The 17,121-nt window shown below is 49.0% G+C and carries 16 protein-coding genes and 1 tRNA gene; 6 read left to right on the top strand and 11 right to left on the bottom strand.

Annotation, left to right across the window (positions count from 1 at the left end):
- Positions 1-8: 8 nt before the first annotated feature.
- From clpX to I8H75_03650, 3 genes are read right to left on the bottom strand one after another with little or no spacing between them, the layout of a single operon-like run.
- Entirely contained in the window at positions 9-1,253 is a 1,245-nt protein-coding gene (clpX, locus tag I8H75_03660; GenBank protein MBH2006424.1) for an ATP-dependent Clp protease ATP-binding subunit ClpX, read from the bottom strand.
- Positions 1,253-1,846, bottom strand: a complete 594-nt coding sequence (gene clpP, locus I8H75_03655) for an ATP-dependent Clp endopeptidase proteolytic subunit ClpP (GenBank protein MBH2006423.1) — start codon at positions 1,844-1,846, stop codon at positions 1,253-1,255. The genes clpX and clpP overlap by 1 nt, the downstream gene beginning before the upstream one ends.
- Positions 1,843-2,418 carry a 2,3-diphosphoglycerate-dependent phosphoglycerate mutase gene (locus tag I8H75_03650; protein MBH2006422.1) on the bottom strand — a complete coding sequence of 192 codons (576 nt, stop codon included), beginning with the start codon at positions 2,416-2,418 and terminating at the stop codon, positions 1,843-1,845. The genes clpP and I8H75_03650 overlap by 4 nt, the downstream gene beginning before the upstream one ends.
- 37 nt (positions 2,419-2,455) lie before the next feature.
- Here I8H75_03650 and I8H75_03645 point away from each other — a divergent pair, with 37 nt between their 5' ends.
- Entirely contained in the window at positions 2,456-3,073 is a 618-nt protein-coding gene (locus I8H75_03645; protein ID MBH2006421.1) for a phosphatase PAP2 family protein, read from the top strand.
- Positions 3,074-3,080: 7 nt separating this feature from the next.
- On the opposite strand, the gene mfd is transcribed toward I8H75_03645, so the two are convergent.
- Complete coding sequence (mfd, locus tag I8H75_03640; GenBank protein ID MBH2006420.1) at positions 3,081-6,428, bottom strand: transcription-repair coupling factor; 3,348 nt, start codon at positions 6,426-6,428, stop codon at positions 3,081-3,083.
- Between the two features lie 73 nt (positions 6,429-6,501).
- Here mfd and rsmD point away from each other — a divergent pair, with 73 nt between their 5' ends.
- Positions 6,502-7,068, top strand: a complete 567-nt coding sequence (gene rsmD / locus I8H75_03635) for a 16S rRNA (guanine(966)-N(2))-methyltransferase RsmD (protein MBH2006419.1) — start codon at positions 6,502-6,504, stop codon at positions 7,066-7,068.
- Here rsmD and I8H75_03630 read toward each other — a convergent pair.
- Positions 7,065-7,712, bottom strand: coding sequence for a uridine-cytidine kinase (locus tag I8H75_03630; protein ID MBH2006418.1), 648 nt, complete (start codon positions 7,710-7,712; stop codon positions 7,065-7,067). The genes rsmD and I8H75_03630 overlap by 4 nt on opposite strands.
- An 82-nt stretch (positions 7,713-7,794) precedes the next feature.
- Between I8H75_03630 and ndhC the strand changes: the two genes are divergently transcribed.
- The 4 genes from ndhC to I8H75_03610 are packed head-to-tail and all read left to right on the top strand — an operon-like array spanning position 7,795 to position 11,061.
- Complete coding sequence (ndhC, locus tag I8H75_03625; protein MBH2006417.1) at positions 7,795-8,160, top strand: NADH-quinone oxidoreductase subunit A; 366 nt, start codon at positions 7,795-7,797, stop codon at positions 8,158-8,160.
- Positions 8,161-8,174: 14 nt separating this feature from the next.
- Positions 8,175-8,732 carry an NADH-quinone oxidoreductase subunit B gene (locus I8H75_03620; protein ID MBH2006416.1) on the top strand — a complete coding sequence of 186 codons (558 nt, stop codon included), beginning with the start codon at positions 8,175-8,177 and terminating at the stop codon, positions 8,730-8,732.
- Entirely contained in the window at positions 8,707-10,311 is a 1,605-nt protein-coding gene (gene nuoC, locus I8H75_03615) for an NADH-quinone oxidoreductase subunit C/D (GenBank protein ID MBH2006415.1), read from the top strand. Before I8H75_03620 ends, nuoC begins: the two co-directional genes overlap by 26 nt.
- Before the next feature lie 30 nt (positions 10,312-10,341).
- Positions 10,342-11,061 carry a nucleotidyltransferase family protein gene (locus tag I8H75_03610; protein MBH2006414.1) on the top strand — a complete coding sequence of 240 codons (720 nt, stop codon included), beginning with the start codon at positions 10,342-10,344 and terminating at the stop codon, positions 11,059-11,061.
- Here I8H75_03610 and I8H75_03605 read toward each other — a convergent pair.
- From I8H75_03605 to I8H75_03580, 6 genes are all read right to left on the bottom strand, one after another.
- Entirely contained in the window at positions 11,002-11,874 is an 873-nt protein-coding gene (locus I8H75_03605) for a hypothetical protein (protein ID MBH2006413.1), read from the bottom strand. The genes I8H75_03610 and I8H75_03605 overlap by 60 nt on opposite strands.
- Before the next feature lie 42 nt (positions 11,875-11,916).
- Positions 11,917-11,992: transfer RNA gene (locus I8H75_03600), tRNA-Lys, on the bottom strand.
- 150 nt (positions 11,993-12,142) lie between these two features.
- The gene (ligA, locus tag I8H75_03595) at positions 12,143-14,038 is read right to left on the bottom strand and encodes an NAD-dependent DNA ligase LigA (protein MBH2006412.1); all 1,896 of its coding nucleotides are present in this window, start codon (positions 14,036-14,038) and stop codon (positions 12,143-12,145) included.
- Positions 14,035-14,346, bottom strand: a complete 312-nt coding sequence (gene rbfA, locus I8H75_03590; protein MBH2006411.1) for a 30S ribosome-binding factor RbfA — start codon at positions 14,344-14,346, stop codon at positions 14,035-14,037. The genes ligA and rbfA overlap by 4 nt, the downstream gene beginning before the upstream one ends.
- The gene (infB, locus tag I8H75_03585) at positions 14,346-16,883 is read right to left on the bottom strand and encodes a translation initiation factor IF-2 (GenBank protein ID MBH2006410.1); all 2,538 of its coding nucleotides are present in this window, start codon (positions 16,881-16,883) and stop codon (positions 14,346-14,348) included. The genes rbfA and infB overlap by 1 nt, the downstream gene beginning before the upstream one ends.
- Positions 16,861-17,121 carry a YlxR family protein gene (locus tag I8H75_03580; GenBank protein ID MBH2006409.1) on the bottom strand — a complete coding sequence of 87 codons (261 nt, stop codon included), beginning with the start codon at positions 17,119-17,121 and terminating at the stop codon, positions 16,861-16,863. The genes infB and I8H75_03580 overlap by 23 nt, the downstream gene beginning before the upstream one ends.

Genomic DNA, 17,121 nt, shown 5'->3' with positions numbered 1-17,121 from the left:
TGTTGGGGCTAAGACAATTCAGTTCGGTGCCTTATTTCCACGGAGTTCTTTTTTAAAATAGCATCTTGATGGACAACGATTTGAGCAATCTCTTTGTCGCTCGGCGCGTTGAACATGACGTCCAGCATCGTTTTTTCTAAAATTCCACGCAGCCCTCGAGCACCTGTTTTCTTAGTCAAAGCTTCTTTGGCAATCGTTTGAAGGGCTTCTTCGGTGAACTGAAGACCAATTTGGTCCAATTCAAACAGATATTGGTATTGTTTGATTAGAGCATTCCGAGGTTCTGTGAGGATCTGAATGAGGGTTTGTTCGCTCAAATCCTCAAGAGCCGCGACAATGGGAAGTCGGCCGATAAATTCCGGGATAAGTCCAAATTTCAAAAGATCCTGAGGCTGTACTTGTTTCAAATACTCGCGATTCCCTTGTTCTTCCCGAACTTGGATCGCGGCGCCAAATCCCATGGACTTTTGGTCCACGCGTGCTTCGATGATTTTGTCTAAACCGACAAAGGCCCCGCCACAGATGAAAAGAATCTGGCTTGTATTGACCTGTAGAAATTCTTGATGGGGGTGCTTTCGTCCTCCCTTGGGTGGGACGTTGCAGAGCGTGCCTTCCACCAGCTTCAGCAAAGCTTGTTGAACTCCTTCGCCCGAAACATCCCGCGTGATGCTCGTGTTTTCGCTTTTTCGGATGATTTTATCAATTTCATCGATGTAGATGATGCCGCGTTCCGCTTTCTCAATGTCACCGTTGGCAGCGGCCAAAAGATTGGCGATCATGGTCTCGACATCTTCGCCCACGTAACCCGCTTCGGTGAGGCTCGTTGCATCGGCCATGGCGAAGGGCACCTTCAAGATGCGCGCTAAAGTTTGAACCAGCAGCGTTTTACCCGAACCCGTAGGTCCTATGAGCAAAAGATTGCTTTTGGACAGCTCAACGTCGGAGGTGTCGACGTTGCTTCGGATGCGTTTGTAGTGATTGTGAACGGCTACCGATAAGACTTTTTTGGCATGTTCTTGGCCAATGACGTACTTGTCTAAGATGGCTTTGATTTCAGCAGGCCGAAGGAGCTTCTCTTCTTCATCGTGTTGCTCTTGATGGCCTATTTCGTCCAACAAGATATCGCTGCAAAGAACAATGCAATCTTCGCAAATATTGGCACTAGGGCCCACAACGAGTTTCTTCACTTCCTTTTGCGTCTTGCTGCAAAAAGAGCAAGATTGATCTGCTCCGCCGTTTTGACCCAATAGCATTATTTGACTCCGTGTCTTTCAACGACTTTATCAACCAATCCATAGTCTATGGCTTCAAAAGCACCTAAAAAGAAATCGCGATCAGTATCTTTTTCAACTTGCTCGAAAGATTTGGCAGAGTGCTTTACAATGATTTCGTTGAGGGTGCGTTTGATTTTAACAATCTCTCGAGCTTGAATTTCAATATCCGTCGCTTGACCTTGTGCTCCTCCTAGAGGCTGGTGAATCATGACCCGGCTGTTTGGCAGAATGAAACGTTTTCCTGGGGCGCCTGCCGTGAGCAAAATGGCACCCATCGAAGCGGCTTGGCCTACGCAGATGGTCGAAACATCGCAGCGGATGTATTGCATGGCATCGTAAATGGCCAAACCACTCGTGACCACTCCACCCGGAGAATTGATGTAAAGCGTGACATCCTTCGAAGCATCTTCGCTTTCCAAGAAAAGCAACTGGGCTACGATCGAGTTAGAAACCTGATCGTCAATCGCTGTACCCAGAAAAATAATTCGATCCTTGAGCAGTCGAGACCAGATATCGTAGGCGCGTTCCCCTCGAGGTGTTTGTTCGATGACGGTAGGCGGAAAGTAGCTCATCCTTTGACTCCATAAAAAATTGGGATTCCGGTTGGAATCTCCAACGCGATAATATCGGAATCCGAAATCTGTTCAACCTCTTTCACCAGTGCACGAAGCGAATTTCCATGAGCGACCACCAGAACGGTTTTATTGGCTTGGAGCAACGGTTCGATCTGAGCTCGATAATAGGGCAGAACCCGAGCACAAGTATCTTTCAGACTTTCTCCGTTAGGGGGGCAGACATCAAAACTGCGCCTCCAGAGTTTGACTTGGTCCTCTCCATACTTTTTTGCCACTTCGGCTTTGTTGAGTCCTTGGAGATCTCCATAGTGCCTTTCGTTGAGGGCAGGGTTTTGGATCATCGGACAATTTTCTTGATGAGCGGCTCTGAGGGCAATTTTGGCTGTATCGATGGCTCGTTTGAGGGAAGAACAAAAAACGTGATCGATCCCAACGGATTCAAGTTTTTGTCCAGCCAAAATGGCTTCTTGTATGCCCATTGCACTGAGCGCAACGTCGGTCCACCCTGTAAATTTATTCTCTTGGTTCCACACGGATTGGCCGTGGCGTAGAAGAATTAACTGTCCCATAGTATTCAAGCCCTACGCTTTGTCCTATAAGCTCGCAATGCCTGCTGTGCCCCTCATTCCCCTGGAGCGAAAATGGAAAACTGTCTTTTGGGGAGCTTTGGGCTATATGGCTGTCTACTCGTTTTGCGGTTGGTACGGAAAATCTTATGCCGTTCACATCGAAACACTCAGCTGGCTGGATCAAAGCATTCCGTTTTGGAGGGCCTGGATCTGGGTCTACTTGTCTCAATATCTCATGATCCCGATTTGTTTTAAATTAACGACGGATCCACTTGAATACACGCGTTTGTTCTATGGGATTTTGTTTTCGTTGCTGATTTGCGCCGCTGTTTTTTTAATTTATCCGACCACGATGCTGCGCCCTGAAAATTCGCTCGTCGATGGATTAGACTGCCTGCGCTACTATCTTTACAAGCTCGACGAGCCCACCAACTGCTTTCCGTCGTTGCACGTTACCTTGGCGATTTTGGTAGGTTTGTACGCGAGTCACCACAAAGCTTTGATGCTTCAAATGACCCTTTGGAGTTGGTCCATACTCATCATTTTGTCCACCCTAACGTTTAAGCAACACTACGTCCTCGATGTTCTGGGCGGCGTTTTCGTCGCGATCGTTGCGCATCGCTTGACTTTGTCAATCGTACAAGACAATTGCTGAAAGCCTTCTAAACTCGTGTGTCCCAAATCGTCGGGAGAGCTTCCCGGAGGTGTCTTAGAGCTGATTTGATGGAAGCTATGGCGCGGTTGGGGTCTTCGATTCGGTATGTCAGCTTCATTTTGGGGCTTAAAGACCATTGGTTTGCGTTGGCCTGGACGAATGAGGCCAAGTTCAGTGCCTCGATATTGGGTTTTTCTCCGAGTGAAATAACAGCCTGAGTATTGCTCAGATCGAGGCCGCTGAATCCGAGTTTTCTAAGAAGGTGTTTGATGAGCATCATCTCTGCAAGGTTCTTGACCTCATCCGGGCTTACTCCGTAGCGATCTTCCAATTCTCCGATGATGTCCCAAACTTCCTGCTCGCTCAAGCACACAGCCAAACGTTGGTAGGTACTCATTCGCTCGTGAAGATCGGGAATGTAGCTTTCTGCTAAGACCGCAGAGACGGGGAAGTGAACATCCGGATCGACGTAGGAACTGTTTGATGAGCCTTTGAGGCCATCGATCGCTTCTCTCAACAGATCCGCGTAAAGATCGTAGCCAACCGCTGCAACGTGTCCATGTTGGCTTTTGCCGAGCAAATCTCCCGCACCTCGCAATTCGAGGTCGTGCTGGGCGATTCGAAACCCTGCGCCAAGCTCGCTGAAACGCTGAAGAATTTCAAGGCGTTTTTGGGCCATGGGCGTCAGGCTTTCTTCATGCCCTGGGATGACCAAGTAAGCAAAAGCACGTTCTTTGCTTCGGCCAATTCGGCCTCGAAGTTGGTAAAGCTGAGCGAGTCCAAAGTCGTCCGCGTGATCGATCAGCATGGTGTTGGCACTTGAAACGTCAATGCCGGTTTCGATGATGGTTGTGCAGACGAACACGTTGAAATCGTGGTTCATAAAGCGAACCATCCGATCTTCCAAAGTGTGTTCATTCATCTGGCCATGGGCTACTTCGATGCGCGCCTCTGGAACCAGGTTGCGGAGGTATTCGGCTTTGGCTTCAATGCTGCTGACACGGTTATGCACAAAATAGACTTGTCCACCTCGTTGAAGTTCTCGAAGGATCGCTTCCCGAATGCTTTCGTCTTCAAACCGTATCAAGGAGGTTCGAATGGCACGTCGGTCGACTGGCGGCGTCTCAATCACGCTCAGGTCTCTGAGACCAAAAAATCCCATTTGAAGGGTTCTAGGAATGGGGGTGGCAGAGAGTGTCAGAATATCGGTGTGCGTCCTCAAGCGCTTGATGTGTTCCTTGTCTTTGATTCCAAAACGTTGTTCTTCGTCGACAATCACCAAGCCTAAGTCCTTAAATTGGACATCCGAAGATAAAAGCCGGTGTGTACCAATGAGAATGTCTACTTGTCCCATTTTTGTGGCTTCTAAAATCGCGTTGATTTGCTGGTTGGTTTGAAATCGACTGATGATTTCGATGCGGGCCCCGGTCTGTTCGAAGCGCTTGCGAAAAGTGATGCCGTGCTGTTGAGCCAAAATGGTTGTTGGGGCGAGGATGGCCACTTGCCGATGGTTTAAGAGGGATAGCATTGCAGCACGCATCGCGACTTCTGTTTTTCCGTATCCAACGTCGCCGCAGATGAGCCGATCCATCGGTTTATTTTTCTGAAGATCGGCCAGAACTTCATCGATGGCTTTTTGTTGATCGGGCGTTGTTTCAAAGGGAAATAGAGCTTCAAATTCGTAGTAAGCCGATTCAGGGGGCTTGAGTGGTGTCCGCGATACCAGCTCTCGCTTGGCATAGAGATTCAAAAGATCCTGTGCCATGGCCAAGACCGCTTCGTGAACTTTTTTCTTTTTCGATTGCCAGCCGGTACCGCCTAGTTTATCCAGTTTCGGTTTTTCTCCTTCTGCCCCCGAGTAAGGTTTAACGAAGGCGATGCGATGAGCCGGCAAATAGAGCTTGTCGTTGTTGGCGTATAAAAGCAGCAGGTAGTCTTGCTCGATGCCGTGTAGATGAAGGCGAGTCAAACCTTGGAATTGTCCGATGCCGTGGTCAATGTGGACAATGGCATCGCCGATTTCCAAATCGGAAAGATTGGTCTTGAAACGGCCTTTTTTGCCGACTGTGCGCTTCGCGCGCGATCCAAAAACAGAATCTTCGGGGATGATGGCTAGGTGCAAAGACTCGATCCAAGCGCTGGTAGCCGGTGGCTCTGGCTTGGCTACATAGGTATACGCATGAATGGCTGGATGAAATTCAAAGGGCGCAAACAAAGAGCTTGCTGGAGGAAGTTGGCGTACCTGGATTCCGTGTTCTTCGAGCAATTCGCGGTAGCGATGTATTCCGGAAAGAGATTGGACGGGGAGCAAGACGGAGATCTTATCTTGATGGAGTCGGTGAATTTTTTGAGCGAGCTCGCTGGTCGAGCCAAATTGCCAGGGAGGCTCAAAATCGCGCTCTGTTTCTGGAAGAAGAGCTTTGATTTCAGCGGCTGAGTGCAAGAATGATGGCGTTGCAAAAGCCAAATCTCCACGAACCAAAGCTGTTTTGTAGTGTGATTCGAAGTCGCTGGTTCGCAACCAAATCTGTTCTAAGCAATTTCGGGTATTTTCGACCCAAATTTGAGCGGAACCGATTAAATCGAGGACATTGCCAAGCTTGGCATGAAAGGCAGGCAGCAAGCTTTCGATGCCAAAAAAAGCGATTCCGTGATTAATATCGGTGAGCTTTTCTTTGAGTGCGCGCGTGGGGTATTCCAGCTCATCTGCGAGACTTCGGAGTTCAACACGAGCCAAGTTTTGAGAGGCTTCGTCTAAGATGATCTCACGGGAAAGTCCGAAACAGGCATCTTCCAAGTCGTTGAGTTTTCGCTGAGTCGAAGGATCAAATGTGTAAAGCCTCTCGATTTCATCGCCAAAAAGATCCACCCGAGTGGGGTGAGAGTTTCCTGCCCAGAAAAAGTCGACAATGCTGCCTCGTACCGAGTAGGTGCCGGGGTCTTCGACTTGGTTGACGGCTGTATAGCCGTACAGAGCAAGCTTGGAAGTGATGGAATCTCTGGGGAATACGCTTTTGACAGACAGAAACTCAAGATGATTTTGAAGAAAATCCGCGCTCGGAATTTTCGCGCAAAGAGCTTCTGGCGTGATCACCAAAACTCGGTAGGGTACGTCCAGAAGCAATTTTTGAAAAATGCTGAGCCGTTCCATACGTGCGATCGGGTCCGGAGAAGCTTGTTGATAGGGGTTTTTGTCTTCTGCACTGAGATGCCAGACTTTCGAAGCTTCTTCTTGAAGTAAAAATCGCAAGTCTTGAACCAGATGAGTGGCTTCGGATGAATTCCGAGTCACGACAACCAGAGGATTCTTTTGGCTGTGAGTAGCCAATTCATGAGCAAAACGAAGGCCAGGCATGAATTGTTCTTAGGATGTCTAAATGGTTTCGTAAACAATAGGCCAGATCTTCTGGACATGCTATGAGTCCAAGATGGCAGGATTTCTCCGTATTACAGGTGGTGCATGGGTACGAAAGCGGTTTCGAGTTCCGGAAGAGGCAGACCAGAAGTTGGTGCGTCCGGCCAGCGATCGGGTTCGTGAAGCCGTGTTTTCGGCTCTTGGTTCGCGCATCGCGCAGGCTCGTATTCTCGATTTATTCAGTGGCAGTGGCGCGTACGTTTTTGAGTCGTTGTCGCGTGGTGCAAAAGAAGCCGTGCTTCTGGAAAAAAGCTCTAAAACGCATCGGTGCATTCAAAGCAACCTAGAGCATTTAAGGTGCGAGCCTCAGTGCCGGTTGATTTTAGGAGATTCGATGGATTGGGTGGTGCAAGAGCGGCTCAGCGGTCTCTACGATATCGTGTTTGTGGATCCTCCTTACGGGCTAAAATTGCCCACAGACTATTGGCCGAAGCTAAGTCGTTTGCTGAGCGAAGATGCTTTGGTTGTGTTTCGATGTCGGTCGCAAAGGGAATTTGAGACCCCTTCCGGCTATGAAGTCATCCGAGAGAAAACGTACGGTGGAACCTGGGTCTCATTTCTACGCTGGGAGTCGAACTAAAGCTCTGGATAGGTATCGGCAGAGTTTGGGTTTTCAATGATTTTCACATCGGGTAGATTTTTGAGCGGTTCAACGAACTGCCTGTGCATGGGTAAGGTTGTCTTGCCAAACATGGAGGTGCTTTCTTGAGGGCTCAAATTTCGCTCAACTTGGTCTCTTTTGATGCGGCGCTTCAATCTTTGGGGCGTTGGAACATCGATAAATATTTTTTCAGTGCACAATTGTCGAATGATCGGGTCGTACAGAGCATGCATTCCTTCAAAGACAATGGTTTTTGGGGGCATAATCCGATGGGTTTCTTCTAAGCGAACGGAGTGAGAAAAGTCGTAGACCGGTGCCTCAATCCCTTGGCCTTCTTTTAAGTCGTGTAAGTGTTTTCGAACCAGTTTCCAATCGAGAACTTCAGGATGATCCCAGTTGTGGGCGATTCTTTGTTCGGGAGTAGCGCCTGGTAGGCCAAAGTAATAGCGATCTAATTCCAATAAGGCGGCGCTTCCGTTCGAGGAATCAACGAGTTTTTTGGCGTAAGTGGTTTTGCCTGCAGCAGAGCCTCCCGTAATACAGATAATTTCGGTTGAAAATAAATCGATAGAAAAAAGGACAGAAACAGAGAGTAGACTAAGAGGGTAAATGATATACTTCATAGTGTAGGCGACTATAGGTCCGAAAAAATCCGAAGTCAAATTCCCTTGTTTTTTCAGAATAAGAGTTTTAGCGTTTCACCACATGGTTTGGATTTATTGTTTCGGTGTTACCCTTGTGATTGGGAGCATGCTAGGGGGCTATTTCTTGGGGCCTCAAGCTTCAGAAAAAGCCGCTCAGGTTCCCTATGAATCCGGCATTGTGAGCACAGGGTCGGCGCGCCAAAGATTTCCCGTGCATTTTTACCAAGTTGCTTTGTTTTTCGTGGTTTTTGATGTGGAATCTATCTTTATCTACGCTTGGAGTGTCTCGATCCGTGAGTTGGGTGTCAAAGGACTGATGCAAATGGCTGTCTTTATGGGGCTTTTGCTCTTAGCGCTGCTGTACTTGTTTCGAGTCGGAGCCTTTGATATCGGGCCTCGGCACAGGAAACCGGGAGAAAAATCGTGAATCCAGAAAACTTTATGTTCGCTCAGCTTCAAGATATGATCGCTTGGGGTCGAAAAAATTCGCTGTGGCCTTTCAACTTTGGCTTAAGCTGCTGTTTTGTCGAAATGGCCACCAGTTTGACCAGTAAGTATGATTTAGCGCGTTTTGGATCGGAAGTGATCCGCGCCACACCTCGTGAAGCGGACGTGATGATCGTCGCTGGAACCGTGTTTGTGAAAATGGCACCTGTGGTGAGACACTTGTATGAGCAGATGATGGAACCCAAGTGGGTCATTTCCATGGGGTCTTGTGCGAATTCAGGGGGGATGTACGACATCTACAGTGTGGTTCAAGGGGTGGACAAAATATTGCCGGTTGATATGTACGTGTCTGGATGTCCTCCGCGGCCAGAAGCTTTTCTAGAAGGGTTGCTTTTGCTCAAGGACTCCATCGGCCAAGAACGCCGGCCCATTTCCTGGGTGGCGGGCTCACAAGAAGTGAGCAAACCCGAGCCTCTGAGTATGCGAGACCTCAAAACCCCCCTAAGAATGAAAGCGACCCGACTCCATGAACCCAATCGTTTCCAATCTTGAAGATCTTTTGAAAACCGTCGATCGGTTTCAAATGCTGTACGACATCACCGCGATCGATGAGACCGCTCGAGAGCACACGCACGATTATACCTTGGTGTATCATTTTTTAAATCTGGAGACGGCTCAGTTTGATTGCGTCAAAGTGCCGGTTGCAAGCGATGCCATCGAGATTCCCTCCCTCTGTGGCCGCTTCAAGAACGCCGAGTGGTACGAGCGAGAAGTCTTCGATTTGTTTGGCCTACGCTTTTCGGGGCACCCGGATCTGCGCCGAATCTTGATGCCGGAATCTTGGGTCGGGCACCCCTTGCGTAAATCGCACCCAGCCCGTGCAACTGAAATGGCTCCCTATCAACTGCCCGATGCAAAACAAGACTACGAGCAAGGCTTGCTTCGATATCGGCCTAAGGACGAAGGCGGAGACTATCTTTACCTCAACTTGGGCCCTCAACATCCTGGTACGCATGGAGTCTTGAGGCTGATTCTCAAAATGGACGGTGAACGGATAGAAGAAGTGATTCCAGACATTGGCTACCATCACCGAGGCGCCGAAAAAATGGCTGAGCGGCAGACCTGGCATACGTACATCCCCTATACGGATCGCATAGACTATTTGAGCGGCGTGATGAATAATCTAGCCTATCTGCTGTCGGTGGAGCAGTTGGCAGGCATGAAAATTCCCGAACGGGCTCAAGTGATCCGGGTGATGCTTTGCGAATTGTTTCGAATTGCGAGTCACTTGGTTTGGTACGGGACTTTTGTGCAAGACATTGGTGCCATGTCTCCTGTGTTCTACCTATTTACCGACCGTGAGCGTATTCTTGAAATCGTGGAGGGCATCACAGGAGGGCGCATGCACCCCAGTTGGTTTCGCATTGGCGGAGTTGCTCAGGATTTGCCGGAGGGCTGGGAGAAAGCGGTTCGAGGGTTCTTGGACTATTTTCCCGCACGCCTTCGTGAGTACGACCGATTGGTCATGAAGAATCTGATCTTGAAAAAGCGAACCATCGGTGTTGGCGCTTACAATACGCAAGAGGCCATCGATTGGGGGGTCACAGGAGCCGGTCTTCGGGCGACCGGATTGGGCTTTGATTTACGAAAAGCAAAACCCTATTCTGGTTACGAGAATTTTGATTTCGACGTACCGATTGCCTCTCACGGAGATTGCTACGATCGTGCCTTGGTTCGCATTGAGGAGATGCGTCAAAGCATGCGTATTATCGAGCAGTGCCTGAATCATATGCCATCCGGTCCCTATAAGTCGGATCACCCGCTGACGACTCCGCCTCCCAAAGACAAAACTTTGGTTCACATTGAAACCTTGATCAATCATTTTCTCAACACAAGCTGGGGTCCTGTGATGCCGGCAGGGGAATCTTTTCACGCCATTGAAGCCTCGAAAGGAACCAATGCGTATTATCTGGTCAGCACGGGAGGGACGCATGCTTATCGTGCTCGCATTCGAACCCCTTCGTTTGCACACATGCAAATGGTGCCTTTGCTTGCCAAGGGAAGCACTCTTTCGGATCTGATGGCGATACTGGGAAGCATCGATTTTGTGTTGGCCGATCTCGATCGCTAAAATACTTAGGAAGCGCGTGAGGTTTCAACTGTGCATGGAATGATTTTAGCCGCTGGTTTGGGAACTCGATTGAGGCCGCTGACTTCTCAAACCCCGAAGCCCCTTGTGAAGCTGGCGGGGAGGCCTCTGATTACCTACTCATTGGATTCTTTAGCTCAAGCGGGTGTTCAAAAAGTGGCGATTAATACGCATTATTTGGCGGAACAAATTCCAGCAGCTTTGGGAGAGCGTTACCGTGGCATGTCTCTTCATTACCTCTATGAACCTGACATCTTGGGAACCGGGGGAGGGTTGAAAAACGCCTGCGATCAAGTTCTGGGATTCGATCGGCCCATCTTGTTGATGAACAGCGATATTGCTCTGGAGTTTGATGTGGACGCCTTTGTTCAAGCCCATGAAACACGTCGTCCAGCCGCAACTCTTTTGCTCAAGACGATCGATCATCGACCCGGCTTTGTCGAGATCGGGACGGATGCCGAAGGATGGGTTCGAGGAATCACAGGCAAAGTGCCTTACGCAGGTCCTCCACTGTTTGAAAGACTCTTTTGCGGAACCCACTTAATTTCTCCAGATGCTTTGAAGACTTTGAAACAAGATGGATGTTTTAGCATTATCGACGGTTTTTATGTGCCTTTGTTAAAATCGGGCGCTTCGATTTGGGGAGCTGAGCAAAAAGGGGCTTATTTTGATTTAGGCACCTTGGAGAGTTTGAAAGAGGCAGAGGCTTTCCAGCGCTTGTCGCGTGCTTGAAACGGGTTCAACGAGGTGACCCTGAAACCATCGCAACGTGGATAGACCTGCAGGAAGAGGTTGTCTCGGTAAAAGCCCACAGAGAACAACCAGCCAGTTTAAACTGTGGGGGCTCTCAAATGCGGAACAAATCGCCACTTCGAGGCTTTGGTCGTAAGCGTGCTGGATGCATTGCGCGATGCTGAGCAGATTGGGCATCAAGAATGGTTTGAGAGCGTAGGTCGAGACTCCATCTAAAACCGGCGGTGCGATGCACTCGATGAGTGTTTCATCCAAAGCGACAGGAATCTGAGTTTGTCTGTAGAACGTAGGAATATCTTGATAGTTTTGGACCGGTTCTTCCAAGTAAGCGATGTTCAGATCCTGAATATTTTTTCCAAATTGGATAGCCGTTTCTAAATTCCAAGCTCGGTTGGCATCCAATCGAATGGCGATCGAGTCTCCTAGCGATTGGCGAATACATCTTAAAGCATGGGCTTCCTCGGTTGGATTCTTGCCTACTTTGAATTTGAGGGTCTGAAAACCCTGGCGCACCAGTGTTTTCGCTGCTTCCAAATCCAGCGATTCCAGCATCGCAGCGATTTCCATCTGTTCGCGTTTTAAATCCAGCGTCAGCCGAGTCTCCAACAAAGCGAGGTGAAGCTCAGCGATTTCATCCGCGAGCTTTCTGGATGCAACGCATTCGCCCAGACCCGTCTGACCCTGCGCATTTGAGACCTGCACCATATCAGCTAAGTAAATATAAGGATCTTGGGACGCCAATGGGCGTCGCTTCAGAGGCAGAGGCTGATGAAGAGGCCAAGAAAAGATCACAATCGGTTGTCCATGCTATCGTGATTTTGAAGGATTTAAACTTGGTGGGCCCGGAGGGAATTGAACCCCCAACCGCCGGATTAAGAGTCCATTGCTCTACCAATTGAGCTACGAGCCCACGAGTTCGAGTGGCAGAACCTATCGCCTTGAGGCTAATTGTCAATAGAGCTCAAATCCTCCCAGGGCAAGCGCAAAGTCGGATGTTTTAGGATGGATCTTCCCTCTAAAGACCCAGTTTGGAAATTTTTATTTTTGATTCAGCCCGAGTTCAAAGATTGGGTGGTGATTGATAAAGTTCAAAAAATTCCGATTCAGATAAAACGGTGATGCCCAATTTCAGTGCACGTTTTTGCTTGCTGCTCATCGGCCCTTCGCCTACGACCAAATAGTCGGTTTTAGACGAGACGGCCGAGGGAGTTTCACCGCCCCAGCTTCTTACTTTTTTTTGAGCTTCTTTTCGATCCAGTTCCAAGGTGCCGGTAAACACAACGCTTTTTTGAAATAGCGGATGCGCCGAATCCAAAGTGCGAGCCCGATAGGGTTCAATTTGCACTTCAGTGAGGAGAGCTCTGATTTCCGAGTCGAATGCGTGAAAGCCTTTTTGAATCGCCTGAGCAATGGCTTCGCCCACACCATAGATAGCCACCAGATCCTCGATTGAGGCCGAGCGGACTGCTTCTAAAGATTCGAATCGGCTTGCAAGGGCTTCTGCAACACCGGGCCCCAATTCATCAAAACCCAAAGCCGTCAAAAAAACGGGAAGAGAGAGACGGCGTTTTTGAGCAACTTGGGCCAATAGCTTCTTGGAAAGGGTTTCGCCCATTCGATCGAGTGAAATCAAATCTTCAAATTTCAAGCGGTAAAGGTCAGCGGGTTCTCGTATGAGTTTGGCCAGGACAAGATTTCGAATGAGTTTTTTTCCGAAACCTTCAAGCTCCAAGACGGAACAAAAGTGAACCAATCGGCTTAAAATAATTTCGAGGCAAGATTCAGGCTCTGGGCAACACAGAAATTCACCCTCGACAATGGCTGTCTTATGACAAGAAGGGCAAGTCTCTGGAGCTGCTAAAAAATCGCCCACCGACTCAACGACTTTCTCCACATGAGGGATCACGCCGCCCCGTCGAACAACCTCCAGCACCGAACCCAAAGTCAGGCCGAGTTCGTTGAAACGCGTATAATTATGCAAAGAAGCCCGAGAAATCATGGCACCGGACACTTGAACAGGTTCGATGATGGCCACGGGCGTTATGACGCCTGTTCGTCCGATCGACCATTCGATCGAAAGCAACTCGGTGTAAGCGCTATCGCCTTGCAATTTGTAAGCCATGCTCCATTTCGGATGGTGAGCGGTAGAGCCTAAACGAAACTGTTCGCTGACTTGATTGGCTCGAAAGACAACGCCGTCAATCTCGTAATCGAGAACAGAACGCTTTTGCTTGTAGTCTTCAAAAAGTTGTTCGCAATAAGCAGGTGTATCACACAATTGCACAGGGATTGGAGCGAAACCCAACGTGTTCAAAAAATCAAATTTTTCGACTTCCGTAGAAAGGTCAGTCCCCAAAAGGTCGTAAGCAAAAAAAGCAAGACCGTATTGTTCGGATCGATCGGGATTCTTTTGCTTGAGAGCACCCGCTGCCAGATTTCTTGGGTTCGAAAAAGTATCTTGGTATTCGCTTCGGAAACGGGGCAAGCTGAGATACACCTCGCCTCGAACCTCGATCGCTTGATTCGTATGGATAGAAGTGGGGATCGACCGAATTCGTCGAATATTCTCGGTGATCTCTTCGCCAAAATCGCCGTCTCCTCGAGTTGCAGCTAAGACAAGCTGGCCCGTAGAATCGTAGTGAATGGAGCAAGCCACGCCGTCGATTTTGGGCATGGCTAGCACGGAGCCTCTGATTTTTTCAAACCATTTGGTAAAATTTTCTAAATCGTAGCACTTGTCTAAAGAAAGCATCGGCTGCTGATGTTGAATCTTGAGCGTTGTTTCCTTTAAATCCGAGCCAATTTCGGATAAAGCGGCAGAGTTGGGGGCAAGAGCTTTGAGCTCTTCGACCAGTTGATCAAACGCGCTATCCTGAATTTCGGGTTGATTCAGCACAAAATACGCCTGATTGTGATGGCGTATGAGTCCTTCAAGCTCTACAATCCGGTTTGTCATTTAAGCAGTTGGTGAATTCGGTCTGCTCGCTCAGGCGAGTAATCGCGGATCCAGATCAGTTCAGGAGTGAGGCGAAGTTTCACTTGCTTTCCCACTTCCATGCGCAGCGCTTTTTTTCGGTCTTCTAGAAAAAGGATGGTTTCGTGGCATTGAGCTTCAGAGCCAAAGAGCGAAAAATAGATTTCTGCTGAACTTAGATCGGGGCTGACTTTTACTTCCAGAATGGTCAAAAAAGCAGGTGTTTTGAGCAGCTGGCTCGACAAAACCTTTTGGATTTCTGTTCCGACTCGCTCCATTCGAATAGACATTAAGCACCTCCACCCGATGGAGTGGTTTCGGCTTTTAACGGAGCATCGAGTTTGGCAGCAACTTGCTTGAGTTCAAAGCACTCAACGCTGTCTCCTATCGCCAAATCGTCGAAGCCTTCCAATCCGAGGCCGAACTCATACCCAACGCCGACTTCACGAACATCGTCTTTAAATCGCTTGAAACTGCCAATCTTGCCTTGATGCAAGAACTTATTGCCACGCTTAACGCGTACCTGACCGGTTCGAAGCATCTTGCCATCCAGAACATAACAACCGGCGATATTACCGAGCTTATTGACTGAGAAGATGGCACGAACTTCTGCTCGACCCAAATAGATTTCTTCAAATACAGGAGCCAGGAGGCCTGCCATCGCTAGTTTGACTTCATCCAGCATGTTGTAGATGATGCTGTAAGAACGAATGTCGACTTTCTCTTGTGTGGCCAGAGTATGAGCTTTCGAGTCTGGTTTGGTATTGAAACCAATAATAATGGTTTTGGAAGCCAAAGCTAAGTTAACATCGTTTTCTGTGATGGTTCCAACGCCTGAATGCACCACTTCAACCGCGACAAGCTTGGTGGAAAGTCCGCGCAGCGAAGCATTGAGAGCTTCCACGGAGCCGTAGGCATCCGCTTTGACAATCAGACGCAGGGTTGCGCTTTTCTCCGAAGGCGAACTTTGCAAGAAGCTTTCGAGCGTGACACGCGATGATTTGAGCAATTCCTGCTCTCGTATTTGTATGGCGCGGTGATCGGCGATGGTCTTGGCCGCTTTATCATCGGCAACCGCATTGAATTTATCCCCTGCGGTTGGGATTCCACTCAGACCCAATACCTGGACTGCCATCGAAGGAGTCGATTTCTCTACGCGATGACCGTTGGAGTCATACATTGCGCGAACACGTCCAGAGTGTTGGCCGGCTACAATATAGTCGCCTTGCTTCAGGGTACCAGCCTGAGTCAACACGGTGGCCACAGGTCCACGTCCTTTGTCTAATCTGGCTTCAATGACGCAACCGACAGCTTGCTTGTTGGCATTCGCTTTCAATTCCATGATTTCGGCTTGATTGATCAGACCTTCAAGCAAATCGTTCAGACCGGTTTTCTTGAGTGCTGAGACGCGGAATACCTGAGTTTCACCGCCCCATTCTTCGGGCACAATTCCGTGCTCAGAAAGTTGTTGCAAGATGCGTTCGGGTTTGGCTGCCGCAGAATCCATTTTGTTGATGGCCACCACGAGCGGAACCTTGGCTGCTTTCGCATGATCAATGGCTTCAATGGTTTGAGGCATGATGCCGTCGTCGGCAGCAACCACCAGGATCACAATATCGGTTACCTGAGCGCCTCGTGCACGCATCGCTGTAAAAGCCTCGTGGCCTGGAGTATCCAAGAAAGTGACAGGTCCGCGTTCGGTCTCAACGGAATAGGCACCGATGTGCTGGGTGATTCCGCCTGCCTCTCCTTCTGCCACATTCGCTTTTCGAAGAGCATCTAGGATGCTGGTTTTTCCGTGATCAACGTGTCCCATGACGGTCACCACCGGTGGGCGAGTCACGAGGCTTTCTTGGGTGTCTTCCGTTTCTTTGAGCAGATCATCTTCGACGAATCCAATATTTTTAACTTCAAAATCAAACTCGTTGGCAATAATGGAGACGGTATCAGGATCGATGGGCTGATTGATCGTCACCATCATCCCCATGCTCATTAATTTGGCGACGACTTGTCCTGCTTTCATCGACATTCGATGCGCTAAATCATTGACTGAGATGGGGCCCGTGAGCTCAATAACGCGTTTATGAGCCGCTGCTTGGGTAATATGAGTCGATTTCCCAACTTTTCGGACATTCCTTCTCTTCTTACCAGGCTGTGTCCACAGTTCGTATCCACCCGAGCGCAGCTCTTTGCGATCTTGGTTTGTCTGAAATGAATCTTCTTTGCGTTTCTTCAAAGCACCTTTGGAACCGAGACGATTGTCTGCTTGACCCGGTGCTGCGGGGGTTCCAGGGCCAACGCCGATTCGAATTTCTCGAACAGGTGAGAAAGGAGGGCGGCTTTGAGGAGGAACACGAGGCTTAAAAGTTCGATTTTCACTCGCGAGACGTGCGCGGATGGCGTTGGGGTCGATGACTCGAACGACATTTTGAGCGAGAGGAGGTGTTATGGCTGCCGCGGAAGCAGAAGGTTGCGTAGGTGAGACCAGCGGAGTCGCCGAGGGCTTTAGAGGTATCTCAGGCTTCGGCTGCGAGCTGTCTGCAACCTGGACCGGCTCTATCGTCTTTATGGGAAGCTCAGAGACAAAAGGGGCAGGAGGCGATACATCGAAAACAGGCTCTTCTACCTCGTCTTTTCTTCTGCGCAGTACGGTTCTGGGTTTAGCCGAAATTTCGTTTGTCGTTTGCAAAGCTTGTATAACCTGTTCTTCTTCGATGTTACTGGAATGCGATTTAACGGCAATGCCTTTCGATGCTAACTTGTTCAACAACTCTTGATTTGAGAGGCCAAACCGTTTGGCAAGTTCATGAATGCGTACTTTCGCCATTTTCAACAACTCCTAGTGGCCTGCTTATACCTAAAACAGGCTTTTTAAAAGCCCTGCCGAACCCTTTTTTATGAATCGCCTGTTTAAGGCAGGCATCTAAGTTGCAGGTGTAACACCCGCGCCCCTTAAATTGCTTAAAAGAATCTAGCAGAATGGTCCCATCGGGTCTTCGTGCAAAGCGAAATAGATCGGCTTTTGACTTTATTTTGCGACAGCCAATACAAGAACGCTCTGACAA

Source organism: Myxococcaceae bacterium (assembly GCA_016000045.1).
In the GTDB taxonomy this organism is placed as follows: domain Bacteria; phylum Myxococcota; class UBA727; order UBA727; family JABDBI01; genus AER2-1.
This window is presented reverse-complemented; position numbering and strand designations above follow the sequence as displayed.

Bases quoted from the DNA above. Each gene is read 5' to 3' on its own strand.
- clpX (MBH2006424.1), bottom strand. From the start codon at position 1,253: ATGCTATTGGGTCAAAACGGCGGAGCAGATCAATCTTGCTCTTTTTGC.
- clpP (MBH2006423.1), bottom strand. From the start codon at position 1,846: ATGAGCTACTTTCCGCCTACCGTCATCGAACAAACACCTCGAGGGGAA.
- I8H75_03650 (MBH2006422.1), bottom strand. From the start codon at position 2,418: ATGGGACAGTTAATTCTTCTACGCCACGGCCAATCCGTGTGGAACCAA.
- I8H75_03645 (MBH2006421.1), top strand. From the start codon at position 2,456: ATGCCTGCTGTGCCCCTCATTCCCCTGGAGCGAAAATGGAAAACTGTC.
- mfd (MBH2006420.1), bottom strand. From the start codon at position 6,428: ATGCCTGGCCTTCGTTTTGCTCATGAATTGGCTACTCACAGCCAAAAG.
- rsmD (MBH2006419.1), top strand. From the start codon at position 6,502: ATGGCAGGATTTCTCCGTATTACAGGTGGTGCATGGGTACGAAAGCGG.
- I8H75_03630 (MBH2006418.1), bottom strand. From the start codon at position 7,712: ATGAAGTATATCATTTACCCTCTTAGTCTACTCTCTGTTTCTGTCCTT.
- ndhC (MBH2006417.1), top strand. From the start codon at position 7,795: ATGGTTTGGATTTATTGTTTCGGTGTTACCCTTGTGATTGGGAGCATG.
- I8H75_03620 (MBH2006416.1), top strand. From the start codon at position 8,175: ATGTTCGCTCAGCTTCAAGATATGATCGCTTGGGGTCGAAAAAATTCG.
- nuoC (MBH2006415.1), top strand. From the start codon at position 8,707: ATGAACCCAATCGTTTCCAATCTTGAAGATCTTTTGAAAACCGTCGAT.
- ligA (MBH2006412.1), bottom strand. From the start codon at position 14,038: ATGACAAACCGGATTGTAGAGCTTGAAGGACTCATACGCCATCACAAT.
- rbfA (MBH2006411.1), bottom strand. From the start codon at position 14,346: ATGTCTATTCGAATGGAGCGAGTCGGAACAGAAATCCAAAAGGTTTTG.
- infB (MBH2006410.1), bottom strand. From the start codon at position 16,883: ATGGCGAAAGTACGCATTCATGAACTTGCCAAACGGTTTGGCCTCTCA.